The sequence below is a fragment of the Thalassotalea euphylliae genome (assembly GCF_003390395.1).
In the GTDB taxonomy this organism is placed as follows: domain Bacteria; phylum Pseudomonadota; class Gammaproteobacteria; order Enterobacterales; family Alteromonadaceae; genus Thalassotalea_F; species Thalassotalea_F euphylliae_C.
In genome coordinates, this window is record NZ_QUOV01000001.1 from 2,976,392 (window position 1) to 2,988,915 (window position 12,524).

The following is a 12,524-nucleotide window of genomic DNA, read 5'->3' on the forward strand; positions in this document are numbered from 1 at the left end:
TGCCTACTCCCCTGCTTCAGTGTTGTTCGATAGTTCGTCCTTGCTACTGGGAAGCCCTGCCAACCAAATTGCTAATTGCTGACGTTCATCGTCCGTCATCTTAGTCATATTGCCCAATGGCATATCGCGGTTAACAATGGCACGGGTATGAATAAAGGCACTTAGCTTCTTTGCCTGTGTGACGGAATCCAAAATAAATCCATTGGGTGCCGTCTGGAACAGTTGAGAGCGCGGCGTTTGGCTATGGCACTCAGTACAGTGCTTATCAATAATCTGCCATGCTTGCTGATCGCTGATGGTTTCGCTCGCTAAATTAGTTTGCGTATTCACCACATGCCAAGGAGCAACCACTAACATCAAAGCGAAAAAGGCTGCAACACCACTGACCAGCACTTGCGGTTTATAAACGCCCTGGTGTTTTAAATTAAAGAAGTGGCGAATCCACATGCCAATCACAAACAAAGCCACCAGAATTAGCCAGCCATAAGGGTGGCTATAGGTGTACGCAAAGTGATTCGAGAGCATAATGAAGATAACGGGCAGCGTTGCATAGTTGTTATGAACCGAGCACAACTTGGCTTTCAAGCCTGGAGTAGAATCTGGAATGCGACCGGCTTCGACTTCCGCCACCATGTAGCGTTGACTTGGCATGATGACATGATAAACATTACCCGCCATACAAGTACCGATGATAGCGCCGATGTGAATATAAACAGCGCGATCTGTAAACAACTGGTCGAGCCCCCAACTGTATAAAGCCAGTAAGCCAATTGCGACGAGCGCAAACAATTTACCATTATCAACCAGCGGTGACTTACAAAGCAGACGGTAAATGAGATAACCTGAGCCAATAATGGCTAATGACACCCCAATTGCACTGGCTTTATCTAAGCTGGATTTATTGGTGTCGAGTAAATAAGCGTCAGCGCCGACATAGTAGAGCAAGGAAAACAGTAAAATACCGCTAATCCAGGTGGTATATGCTTCCCACTTAAACCAATGCAAAGTGCTAGGCATTTGCTCTGGGCCATTTTGATATTTAGCGACCTCGTAGAAGCCTCCACCATGAATGGCCCATAAATCACCACGGATCCCTTTATCTTGCTTCCATTTGGGTGGTGTTTGTAAATTGTTATCGAGCCAAACAAAATAAAACGATGCACCTATCCAAGCGATACCGGCGATAACGTGAAAATAACGTAAAACTAGGTGTGCTAGCTCAAAAAAGTAGTTTTCTAAACCAGCTAACCCCAATGCTTCTAACACCATTAACTCACCTCCTTAAGCACAGAGGGCTCGCTAATATCTGCTAACGTTGGTTTAAATTGTGGCTGACCATCGCGCTTATAGGCCTTCTCACCCAGAATATAGGTTGCTTCAATACAGCGATCGTCACCGAGCATCATAATGGCAAACAAACGTTCGTGTAAGGTTTTCGCCTCTTTCAATCTGAAGCTTAAAAATGGCGTTGCTTGGTAGTCTAAAACGACAAAATCTGCTTCACAGCCGGTATTGAAATTACCAATAGTTCCCTCTAAATCGAGCGCTCTAGCCCCGCCTAGAGTTGCTAAATAAAGCCCTTTAAACGCAGAGAACTTCTCCCCTTGCAACTGTTGAATTTTGTATGCTTCATTGCCTGTTTGCAGCATAGAAAAGCTAGTTCCTGCGCCAACATCGGTGCCCATACCAACGTGGATACCACGCTTTTCACAGGCTTTGAGGTTAAATAAACCAGAGCCAAGAAACAGATTCGATGTTGAGCAGTGAGATACCGATGCCTGTGTTTTGGCCAAGCAATCAAGCTCGCGCTCGGCAAGGTGAATAGAATGCGCAAACACTGAGCGTCTGCGCACTAGCCCTGCATCCTCGTATACACCAAGGTAGTCTTCACTTTCAGGGAAGAGCTCTTTAACCCACGCACATTCATCTTTGTTTTCCGATAAATGGGTATGCAAATAAACATCTGGATACTCTTCAAGCAGCTGTGTACATTTCGCTAATTGCTCTGGGCTAGAAGTTGGCGCAAAGCGCGGCGTTACCGCGTAGCTAAGGCGATCAACGTTATGCCATTTTTCAATCAAGGCTTTTGAATCTTGATAGCTAGATTCTGGGCAGTCTGATAAATCTTCAGGACAGTTTCTGTCCATCATCACTTTACCGGCAATCATACGCAATTTTCGTTGCTGTGCTTCACTAAAGAAAGCATTCACCGATTGTGGGTGAACAGTGCCAAACACTAGTGCGGTCGTTGTACCATTGCGCAATAATTCATCAATAAAGCGCTGAGACACCTGCCTTGCATAGTCTTCATCAGCAAACTTTTTCTCCGTCGGAAACGCATATTCAGTCAACCAAGTTAATAGCTGCTCGCCGTAAGCCCCTATCATTTCAGTTTGTGGCAGGTGAATATGCGTATCGATCATGCCTGGGATAATTAAACGCCCAGTATAACGTTTGGTGTCGATTAGCTGATCAGGATAGGCAAGCGCTAGGCTTGGCAAAATGTCTCGTTCGAAGCCAAGATCAGCTACTTTGCCATCTTGAATCACTAACGCGCCTTGCTCAAAGTAGCGATAAGCTTTATCGCCAGCAACAACAGGGTCATCAACAAAATCAAGAATATCGCCGCAAATCACGCGAATTTTATTAGCTGTAGTCATCATTAACTTCCTCGATACGTTGAATAACCAAAAGGCGACAATAGCAGTGGAATATGGTGATGATTGTCGTCTAACACGCGAAAACAAATTTCCGCATAAGGATAAAAGGCTGGCGCTTCACTAGCCTGTGATTGGTATGCATCAATATCAAATACCAATTTGTATGTGCCGTGTGCAATCGCTAACGCTGCTGGCAGCCAATCAATCAAACGGCCATCTGCATCTGTTTTGGCGGCGCACAGCTCGCACCATTCGTTAGTGGTGTCGTTAAGCTGAAACAAGGTTACTGGTACATTACTGGCAGGTTGGCCGGTACTTGTATCAAGAATATGGGTGGTTATTGGACTTCTGCTCACACTAATTTCTCCAATCTTATTTTTGTTATTTTGGCTTGCTCGGCAGCAGCAATGGCAAGTTCGGTTGCAGGCTCGTTATTAATACGTTCGCGAATAAGTTCCAGCATCTCAAGTGCTGACTTTCCGGTGGCACAGACAATAAAAATAAAGCCAAATTTAGCTAAGTACGCTTGGTTAAGTGCCAACATTTCTTCTAACACTTGTTCGTCAGCTTGACTCATGCCTGATTGCTCATGGCCTGCGAGTTTGGCGGTATTCGCAAATTTTTTACTTAGCGTTGATACATCACCAATTTGTGGATGTCCTTCAAACGCCGCCAAGTAATCACTCTCTCCTAATAATTGCCATGTTTGCTGCGCTTGAAATAACAATTGCTCACGCGAGACAAAAGGCCTGGCTAACAGCATTTGATCGATCCAGCGCGGCGCAACACAGCAACTTTGCAGTGCGGCATGCGCTTGGGCATCATCAAGTAAATTAAATTGTTCTACTGTCATTGGTTAACGACCTCCTGTACATCTTCTGTTAACACATGATTTTGTTTAGCGCTGTTTTTCTCAGCAGCGTTTTGTTCTGCAGCCCTTTGTTCTGAAATGCTTGGCGAAGTTGCAAAACTCGCAGTTAGTTCTTGCCACTGCAGGCCATTGCGTTTTTTCGATTTATTATTGATTGGCGTTTGCTGTTCTTTTGATTCGCTTTTCTGCTGATCTTGCTGCTGGCCTTTTTGCTGACTTTGCTCTTGGCTTTTCTGCTGATAGAGCCCGATCAACTGACCAGCAATAGATACCGCTACTTCCATCGGCAACTTGCCCGATACATTGTCGATGCCAACAGGGCATTGCATACTCGCTATTTGTTGTTCACTGAAGCCTCTGTGCCCTAAACGATATTGAAAGCGCTTGGCTTTGGTGTCAGAGCCTATCACCCCTAACCAACGCACATCATCACGTTTTAAAATGGCTTCAGTTAAGGCAAAATCGAGTTGGTGATTGTGGGTTAAAATCAAATAGGCGGTATTTTCTCGCGCACGCTTGGCTTGCTCAACCGGCTCTTCGTCAACAATTTTTGTTACGTTGGCTGGCAACTGCTGGGGAAACACCTCCGCCCGACTGTCTATCCAGCGTATACGAATTGGCAAGTGTGCTAAAACATTAACCAGCGCTTGGGCAACATGGCCAGCACCATAAATATCTAAATTCATGTGCTGCGACATCATTACTTCAAACATAATGACGGTAGCGCCGCCGCAGCACTGGCCTAAATTTGCCCCTAAATGAAACTGCTCAGCCACTTGCACCGCTTCACCCTGCGTGAGCAATTGGCGAGCTTTTTCAATAACTTTAAACTCCAAATGACCACCACCTAAGGTGTCGTAAATTTGCTCGCCAGTGATCACCATTTTACTGCCTGACGCCCTTGGCGTTGAGCCAGAAGTACCAAGCACAGTCGCGATAACATAATCATTGCCCAAGCGACTTTGCTCAGCTATTGCCTCAGACCAACTTTGGTGATGGAAGCCTTGAAACGACTGGTTTAACGAGTGACTTACTGCTTGCTCTACATGCACATTGTTGCTTGAGTTGGAACTATTCATATGTCACCTCCTCGTCTTTTTTCTGAGCTTTTAACGATTGTCTTTGCTGCGATTGACTGGCATCAGTTTGACTAAATGCTTGCGCCGCTTGCACTGCCGCCAGCACTCGCTCAGGTGTTGCAGGAGTATCTAGCCTTGGCTTTATTTGGTAGTTAGCAACGCTGCTCACCGCATCACGAATAGCACTCCAAACACTAATGGCGAGCATAAATGGCGGCTCACCCACCGCTTTTGAACGAAACACTGACGCTTCAGGGTTCGCTGACTGATAAAGGCTAACGTTAAATTCCGCAGGCGTGTCGCCAATCGCTGGGATTTTGTAGGTCGCAGGGTTAAAACTGGCTAGCTGGCCTTGCTTATTCCAAACCAAATCTTCGGTGGTTAACCAGCCCATTCCTTGCACAAATGCCCCTTCAATCTGGCCAATATCCAGAGCTGGATTTAGTGAGTGGCCAACATCGTGCAAAATATCGGCACGAGTGACAGTGTTTTCTCCGGTTAAGGTGTCTACTTCCACTTCCGTAAGCGCAACACCATGGGCGTAGTAAAAAAACGGGCGACCTTTGGCTTGCTCGCGATCATAGTGAATTTTCGGCGTCGCGTAATAACCGGTTGATGATAGCGAAATACGATTTAAATACGCTAAGCCCGCCAATTCATCAAAGCTCAGATCTCCTTTGTCGTGATATACAGTGTTATCGCTAAAGCGGATACTGGCTTGCTCCACCGAAAAGTGCTTAGCGATAAATTCGGTTAATCTCGCTTTAATGGTATTTGCGGCATTAAGCGCAGCCATACCATTTAAATCTGTACCGCTTGAGGCCGCCGTTGGCGAAGTGTTCGGTACTTTATCGGTACGTGTGGCGGTAATCCCCACCTTGTCTAAATCAACACCAAAGGCATGTGCCACCACCTGCGCTACTTTAGTATTAAGCCCCTGCCCCATTTCGGTGCCGCCGTGATTTAGGTGAATCGAACCATCAGAGTAAACATTCACTAAAGCACCGGCTTGATTTAAGTGCTGTACCGTAAATGAGATACCAAACTTTACGGGGGTTAATGCCAAACCTTTTTTGATGATTGGCGAGGTTTGGTTAAACGCTTTAATGTCGGCTTTACGCTGCCAATAATCGGCCTGCTGTTCAACCTGCTCAATCATGTCAATCAGCACATGCTGCTCAACTTCTTGATGATAAGGGGTGGTTGACCGACCTTGTTGATACAAATTGGCTTTGCGTACAGTGAGTGGATCTTTGCCCAGTGCTGCGGCAATATCATCGACAATTTGCTCTGCAACCATCATTCCCTGTGGGCCGCCAAAGCCGCGAAAGGCGGTATGGCTTACGGTATTCACTTTACAGCGATTACCGCTAATTTTTGCCGCGGGGTAATAATAAGCGTTATCGGCATGGAACATGGCGCGGTCAACAATGGCATCTGATAAATCAGGTGAATAACCGCAGTAACCATTCACTTCAATATCTGCGCCGGCGATAACACCTTGCTCATCAAAGCCAACTTTATAGCGGTTAAAAAATGGATGACGTTTGCCGGTTAGGCGAAAATCATCCGCCCGAGCTAAGCGTAGTTTTACCGCGCAGTTTAAATGATAACTGGCTAATGCTGCCAAGCATGCCCAAGGCGCCGCTTGTGTTTCTTTACCACCAAATGCCCCACCCATTCGGCGCATTTCAACCGTGACAAAATGAAATGGCTGAGCTAACACTTTAGCAATTAAGTGCTGTACCTCAGTTGGGTGTTGGGTTGAACATTGAACGAATATGCCACCATCACCATTGGGCTGTGCCATGGCAACTTGTCCTTCCAAGTAGAAATGCTCTTGACCGCCAATATGCATTTCACCACTTATTTCATGCTCAGCCTGTGCAATTGCCGCTTGAGCATCGCCTCTGGTCAGTGCATGCGGTGGTCTAACCCAGTTTTTATCAGCAATCGCCGTTTCAATATCGATTGTTGCTTCTTGCTCTTGAAAATCGAAGTCGACCAAGCGAGCGGCTCTGCGTGCGGTTTCATAGCTGTTAGCAACCACCAGCAACACTGGCTGGTGATGAAACTCAATTTCATCGCTGGCGAGCAGTAAATCCCCTGCAAAAATAGGCCCGATATCAATTTTTCCGGGCACATCTTTGGCCGAGAATATGCGTTTAACGCCAGCTATCGCTTCTGCTTTGCTGGTATCAATGCCTTTAATCACACCTTTTGTGAAAGGCGCTGTGACTGGGTAGGCATGCAAGCAGCCGGCGGCCTCAGGGTTATCATCAATATAATTGGCTGAGCCACATACTTGTTTAATGGCACTATCATGATGTTTCGATTGGCCAATAGCGCCGCGTTGACTATCTGAATGAGTGGTTTCAAAGTGACGCATGGGCAATCCTCGTCGTTAGTGATTCAGATGCTGATTTAGATTGCGGCGCAGGAGCAAGTGCCGATTCATTGGCTGCGATCTGAGTAACAGCAATCGCCTGACAAAACTCAATACCGATACGGGTTAACAAGTTCTGGCTAACGGTTAAGCGATAATCGCTGCTGGCTCTAACATCTGACATCGGCGAGAAATCTTGCGCAACACCAGCGCCCGCTTGTGTAAAGCTATCGGCAATATAAGGCTGGCCAATTAATGCTTGTTCAATATGACTTGCCCGCGCAGGAACGGCAGCCATCCCCCCCATAGCACAACGTGCTGAGTTAATTTGTGTTTGTTCAGCATTAAGGGTTACTGCCAGCACTAAACAGACGGTTGAAATATCATCCTCTAAACGTTTAGAGACTTTGTGACAGGCGAGTTTCATTGCCGCCACTCGTTTAGGCACAATCACTTTAGTAATGACTTCATCGGGCGCTAACACTGTTGTCCGATAACCGGTAAAGAAGTCTTCTACCGCGATTGTTCGTGTGCCTTGGCTTGACTCCAGCTCCACCTTCGCATTAAGCGCAATCAATAGCGGCGCAGGATCACCAATTGGCGAGGCATTACCTAAACTCCCACCTAATGTGCCAGCACTGCGCACTTGCTCAGAGCCCAAGCGCTCAAACAACTCTTTCGCTTCTGGGTACTCTTGGCAAAAGGCATCAACAAACTGACGATAAGGCAGTGCTGCACCAATTTCTAAGGCGTCTTCAGTGATGTTCAATCGCGATAACTCAGTAGCTTGGCTTACCGAAATCAGAATTTGAGGTTGTACAAGTTGCTGGCTAAGTTCGATCGCGAAATCAGTTGCACCGGCCACCAACTGAGCCTCTGGATACTGGTTTTTTAGCGCGATCAGCTCAGCAGCCGTTTGCGGTAGATAGAAAAATCTTTGCTTATTTTGAGATAGTTCGTGCTCAGTTAATGAGTTGTCAGATATAGGCGCACAAAGAAATGGCGTTGACTCGTTGCTTTCCAAATGCTGTTCAAGTTGCTCCATTTGCCCCTGCCACAGACGCTCAACACTCGGGTATTGGTACATCTTCTCGGCTGCATCCAGAATTGGACGATAGCCCGTACAACGGCATAAATTACCGCCCAAGGCGTGAATAACCGTTTGCTTGCCCGGGTAGTTTTCGTGATTCAGGTATAGCGCCATTAAGCTCATCACCACACCTGGGGTACAAAAGCCGCACTGAGAGCCATGGCATTCAACTAAGGCACGTTGCACTGGGTGCAGTTGCTCTAGCTTAGCTTCAACCAATGGCGATAATTGTTCCGTTAACGCCTCGACGGTAACAATGTGCTTACCATGGGCATTACCCACTAATAGTAAGCAGCTATTAATTGCCTGATATTGCCAAACACACTCACCTGATGCGTTGTTTACGTATTGGCCAACTAATACCGTACACGCACCGCAATCACCTGTTGCGCACCCTTCTTTAGTGCCCGTTTTCCCCACTTTGGTGCGAAGCCAGTCCAAAACGGTGAGACTTGGTGCACATTCTTCCAGTGTTATTGGTGTGTCGTTAACTAAAAACCGAATCACATTACCTTCCTTCATTCTATCAAGCCCTTTATTTTCAGTGGCTTGTGATTATTTTTAATTTTTTTCAGAGCAAAACCTTCAAGAAAAAAATTAATTATTGGTCAAGTTATTGCACAACCCATACCAAACATGACCGATCGGTCAATATTAAGTATTAGGCAATTGACTAATTTTGCAAATCAGTCTGCTACTGGGTGTTAAACATGAAGAACGAGAATCGGCTTTTAATGCAGGGAATTAGCAAACAATACCCTGGCTGCAAAGCTAATGACGATATTGAACTACAAATAAAGCATGGCGAAATTCATGCCTTGCTCGGCGAAAACGGTGCTGGCAAAAGCACGTTAATGAAAATTCTTTACGGTGTGGTCAAACCTGACCAAGGTGAAATTTTATGGAATGGTCGAGTAGCATCGATCAATGAACCTGCTGACGCGCGCGCTTTGGGTATTGGTATGGTGTTTCAACACTTTTCATTGTTCGAAAGTTTAACCATCGCTGAAAATATTGCCTTAGCGCTCGGTGAGCAAGCGGGTCAACCGGCAACGCTTGCCAGCCGCATCAAAGCAACATCAGAGCGATATGGCATGCCACTCGATCCTGAGCGCCGCATTTCCACCTTATCAACAGGCGAGCGCCAGCGTGTTGAAATTGTCCGCTGTTTATTACTCGACATTCAGCTACTCATTTTAGATGAACCCACATCCGTTCTAACGCCACAAGAAGTGCAAGCGCTTTTCAAAACGCTACGTCAACTAAAACAGCAAGGTTGTTCTGTACTCTTTATTAGCCACAAATTACATGAAGTTGCAGAGCTATGTGACAGCGCCACCATTTTACGCGCTGGCAAGGTCAGCGGGCATTGCTCCCCCAAGCAAGAAACACCTGAAGCCATGGCTCGCATGATGGTGGGTGATGACACTCCGATCAGCAATGATAAGCAACGCGCTCAACTAAGTGATGGTATTGATGACTTTGTTAGCGTCAGTGAGTTATCAACAACGCCTGAGGGCTTATTTGATATTGCCCTGCAAAACATCAACCTCAGTGTCAAACGCGGAGAAATTGTGGGTATTGCAGGCGTGGCGGGCAATGGCCAAGAAGAGCTATTGAAGGCGTTATCTGGTGAGCAAACTAATGCTAAATCTTCTGCTATTCGCTTTGGCGGTCAAGTTGTTGATGCCATGTCCCCCCTTAAGCGCCGACGTTTGGGCCTTGCCTTTGTACCTGAAGACCGCTTAGGGCGAGGTGCCGTGCCAGAAATGGATTTATGCCAAAATGCCTTACTGACCAGTTTTGACCATGGTTTAGTGGGTAAAGGGTTATTCGACAAAGGCCTACTGAAACAAAATAAGATCAAAGCACTCGCAAACAAAATCATCGACAAATACAAGGTGAAAGCCGCAGGTAACCATAGCCAAGCAGTGAGCTTATCTGGCGGCAATTTACAAAAATTTATTATTGGCCGCGAAATTGAACAAGCCCCTAAGTTTTTGTTGATGTCGCATCCTACGTGGGGTGTGGATATTGGCGCTCAAGTCGCCATTCATCAAGCAATTATCAAGCTGCGAGATCAAGGCTGTGCGGTATTAGTGATTTCTGAAGACTTGGATGAGCTATACAAAATTTGCGATCGCCTTGGTGCTATTTGTGATGGCAAGCTCTCCCCTTTTCTGCCAACAGACGAAGTTCCGCTACCTTTATTAGGCCGTTGGATGGCTGGCGATTTTGGCTTGCCAATAGCAGCACAATCGGCAGCACACGTATCTGATGGCAAGGTTGTTCCTTTGCCAACCAAGCCACAAACTTCATCAGGAGCTAGTTTATGATCCGCCTGGAAGCCCGTGTTCAGCATTCTACTGTCTGGGGCTATAGTTCACCATTGCTTGCCGTGCTGCTGACCCTGCTCACTGGCTATATTTTATTTGCCGCACTTGGCCAATCACCAAGTGAAGCCTTATATACCTTTTTTATCGCGCCAATTGCTGACTGGTATGGCATCAGCGAGTTACTGGTGAAAACCATTCCTATTTTACTGTGTGCTTATGGCCTAGCATTATGTTTTCGCGCCTCGGTGTGGAATATCGGTGCCGAAGGCCAATTACTGATGGGTGGTGTCGCCGCTTCGGCGGTAGCAACCTTATTCGTGCATTCCGACAGTATTTGGGCCATGCCGTTAACGCTACTCGCTGGCATTGCAGGCGGCATAGGTTGGGCAGCGCTGGCCGCCTTTATGAAGTTGCGTTTAAACACCAATGAAATTCTCGTCACTATCATGATGAATTACATTGCGTTGAATATTTTGTTGTGGGCAGTGCATGGGCCACTTAAAGATCCGGATGGCTTTAACTTCCCTGAAAGCGCCTTGTTTGGTGACAGTACTTTATTACCTGTGTTATTTGCCGACACCCGATTGCACTTAGGTCTTGTGTTTTGTGCTATCGCGATGGCGCTTAGCTGGCTATTTATTAGTAAGAGTTTTCTGGGTTTTCAAACCCAAGTGTTGGGCCAAGACCGGTCGGCAGCAAAAATGGCCGGTTTTAACCAAACTAAACTAGTCACCCTAGTGTTGTTAGTTTGCGGTGCCTTAGCTGGTTTAGCAGGAGCAGGCGAAGTGGCGGGGCCAATTGGTCAGCTAGTCCCGCAAATTTCACCTGGCTATGGTTATGCTGCCATTATTGTCGCGTTTTTAGGGCGCTTACACCCCGTTGGCATCACGCTGGCAGGCCTGTTAATGGGGCTCATCTATATGGGCGGTGAAATGGCACAAATTGAGCTTGGTCTGCCCAACGCTATCACCGGAATTTTTCAGGGACTTATGCTGTTTTTCTTACTGTCTTGCGATGTATTAATCCGCTATCGCGTCCGCTTTAAACGTTTTGACAAAAGCAACAGCGCAGACAACACCTCGTCTTCTCTTGCTCCACAAGCTCAGGAATAACCGTTATGGATATCGAACTAATTACCAATATTTTATATGCCACTATTCGCACCGGTACACCACTACTCTTGGTTGCCTTAGGTGAAATTATCTGTGAAAAGAGCGGCATACTGAACTTGGGCCAAGAGGGCATGATGCTACTCGGCGCCGTTGCTGGCTTTATTGCCATGTATCACAGCGACAGCTTTTTAATTGGCTTTGGCGCTGCGGCGCTGACGGGGGTGCTAATATCGCTTGCCTTTGCCTTTATTGCGCTGCATTTAAACGCTAGCCAAGTAGCCGCAGGCCTTGCCCTAACTATTTTAGCAACCGGCTTGTCCGCATTTATTGGCGCCGATTACGAAGGTAAAACCGTGACCGCCTTACCTGCATTAACCATTGACGGCTTAGCTGCTATTCCAGTTATTGGTAAAGCCCTGTTTGCACAAGACGCCATTGTCTATCTCAGTTGGGTGTTAGTGATTCTCGCCTACCTGTTTTTTAAGCACCACAGAGCTGGGCTTGCTGTCCGTGCTGTGGGTGAAAACCCAAGTGTTGCCAGCAACTTAGGCTTACCAGTAATGAGTATTCGTTATTTAGCTGTAATGTTCGGCGGCGCGCTAGCCGGTATCGCAGGCGCCTACTTATCACTGGCTTATACCCCACTTTGGACGGAAAACATGACCGCAGGTCGCGGCTGGATTGCGCTGGCCTTAGTGGTATTCGCCAGTTGGCGAGTTGAGCGCGTAATGCTTGGCGCTTATTTGTTTGGCTTTGCCAGCCTTATGCACTTGGTCGCACAAGGCTTAGGACTTTCAGTTGACGGTAATTTACTTGCCATGATGCCTTACCTTGCCACGTTAGCTGTGCTGATCATTCTCAGCAGAGATCCACAAAAACTGCGGTTATTCGAGCCGATGTCGCTAGCGAAACCTTGGCATAAAGGTCACTAGTGCTTCGCTCTGCTTAGCCCAAATGCAAAAAACAAAACAGAACAGAACAAAAAATTTA

Annotated in this window: 9 protein-coding genes and 1 pseudogene; 3 read left to right on the forward strand and 7 right to left on the reverse strand. The window is 46.7% G+C overall.

The genetic code is table 11. From position 1 onward, the window contains the following. Positions 1 to 3 precede the first annotated feature (3 nt). From DXX92_RS13185 to xdhA, 7 genes and pseudogenes are all read right to left on the reverse strand, one after another. Entirely contained in the window at positions 4 to 1,269 is a 1,266-nt protein-coding gene (locus tag DXX92_RS13185) for a urate hydroxylase PuuD (protein WP_116000863.1), read from the reverse strand. Next, the gene (gene guaD / locus DXX92_RS13190; protein WP_116000864.1) at positions 1,269 to 2,660 is read right to left on the reverse strand and encodes a guanine deaminase; all 1,392 of its coding nucleotides are present in this window, start codon (positions 2,658 to 2,660) and stop codon (positions 1,269 to 1,271) included. Before guaD ends, DXX92_RS13185 begins: the two co-directional genes overlap by 1 nt. Before the next feature lie 2 nt (positions 2,661 to 2,662). Then, complete coding sequence (gene uraH, locus DXX92_RS13195) at positions 2,663 to 3,016, reverse strand: hydroxyisourate hydrolase (RefSeq protein WP_116000865.1); 354 nt, start codon at positions 3,014 to 3,016, stop codon at positions 2,663 to 2,665. Beyond that, positions 3,013 to 3,513, reverse strand: coding sequence for a 2-oxo-4-hydroxy-4-carboxy-5-ureidoimidazoline decarboxylase (gene uraD / locus DXX92_RS13200; RefSeq protein WP_116000866.1), 501 nt, complete (start codon positions 3,511 to 3,513; stop codon positions 3,013 to 3,015). The genes uraH and uraD overlap by 4 nt, the downstream gene beginning before the upstream one ends. Before the next feature lie 215 nt (positions 3,514 to 3,728). Further along, a pseudogene (gene xdhC, locus DXX92_RS13205) lies at positions 3,729 to 4,610 on the reverse strand (xanthine dehydrogenase accessory protein XdhC); the annotation flags it as partial. Then, positions 4,603 to 6,999, reverse strand: a complete 2,397-nt coding sequence (gene xdhB / locus DXX92_RS13210; protein ID WP_116000868.1) for a xanthine dehydrogenase molybdopterin binding subunit — start codon at positions 6,997 to 6,999, stop codon at positions 4,603 to 4,605. The gene xdhB and the pseudogene xdhC, both read right to left, overlap by 8 nt. Next, entirely contained in the window at positions 6,986 to 8,593 is a 1,608-nt protein-coding gene (gene xdhA / locus DXX92_RS13215) for a xanthine dehydrogenase small subunit (RefSeq protein WP_116002428.1), read from the reverse strand. The genes xdhB and xdhA overlap by 14 nt, the downstream gene beginning before the upstream one ends. Before the next feature lie 203 nt (positions 8,594 to 8,796). Here xdhA and DXX92_RS13220 point away from each other — a divergent pair, with 203 nt between their 5' ends. Genes DXX92_RS13220 through DXX92_RS13230 form a run of 3 tightly spaced genes read left to right on the forward strand, consistent with a single transcriptional unit; the run spans position 8,797 to position 12,466 of the window. After that, complete coding sequence (locus DXX92_RS13220; protein ID WP_116000869.1) at positions 8,797 to 10,422, forward strand: ABC transporter ATP-binding protein; 1,626 nt, start codon at positions 8,797 to 8,799, stop codon at positions 10,420 to 10,422. Continuing rightward, positions 10,419 to 11,534 (forward strand): ABC transporter permease, encoded by a 1,116-nt coding sequence (locus tag DXX92_RS13225; RefSeq protein WP_116000870.1) that lies wholly within the window; start codon positions 10,419 to 10,421, stop codon positions 11,532 to 11,534. Before DXX92_RS13220 ends, DXX92_RS13225 begins: the two co-directional genes overlap by 4 nt. Positions 11,535 to 11,539: 5 nt before the next feature. Beyond that, complete coding sequence (locus tag DXX92_RS13230; RefSeq protein WP_116000871.1) at positions 11,540 to 12,466, forward strand: ABC transporter permease; 927 nt, start codon at positions 11,540 to 11,542, stop codon at positions 12,464 to 12,466. Positions 12,467 to 12,524: the final 58 nt, after the last annotated feature.

Bases quoted from the DNA above. Each gene is read 5' to 3' on its own strand.
- DXX92_RS13185 (WP_116000863.1), bottom strand. From the start codon at position 1,269: ATGGTGTTAGAAGCATTGGGGTTAGCTGGTTTAGAAAACTACTTTTTT.
- guaD (WP_116000864.1), bottom strand. From the start codon at position 2,660: ATGACTACAGCTAATAAAATTCGCGTGATTTGCGGCGATATTCTTGAT.
- uraD (WP_116000866.1), bottom strand. From the start codon at position 3,513: ATGACAGTAGAACAATTTAATTTACTTGATGATGCCCAAGCGCATGCC.
- xdhB (WP_116000868.1), bottom strand. From the start codon at position 6,999: ATGCGTCACTTTGAAACCACTCATTCAGATAGTCAACGCGGCGCTATT.
- DXX92_RS13220 (WP_116000869.1), top strand. From the start codon at position 8,797: ATGAAGAACGAGAATCGGCTTTTAATGCAGGGAATTAGCAAACAATAC.
- DXX92_RS13225 (WP_116000870.1), top strand. From the start codon at position 10,419: ATGATCCGCCTGGAAGCCCGTGTTCAGCATTCTACTGTCTGGGGCTAT.
- DXX92_RS13230 (WP_116000871.1), top strand. From the start codon at position 11,540: ATGGATATCGAACTAATTACCAATATTTTATATGCCACTATTCGCACC.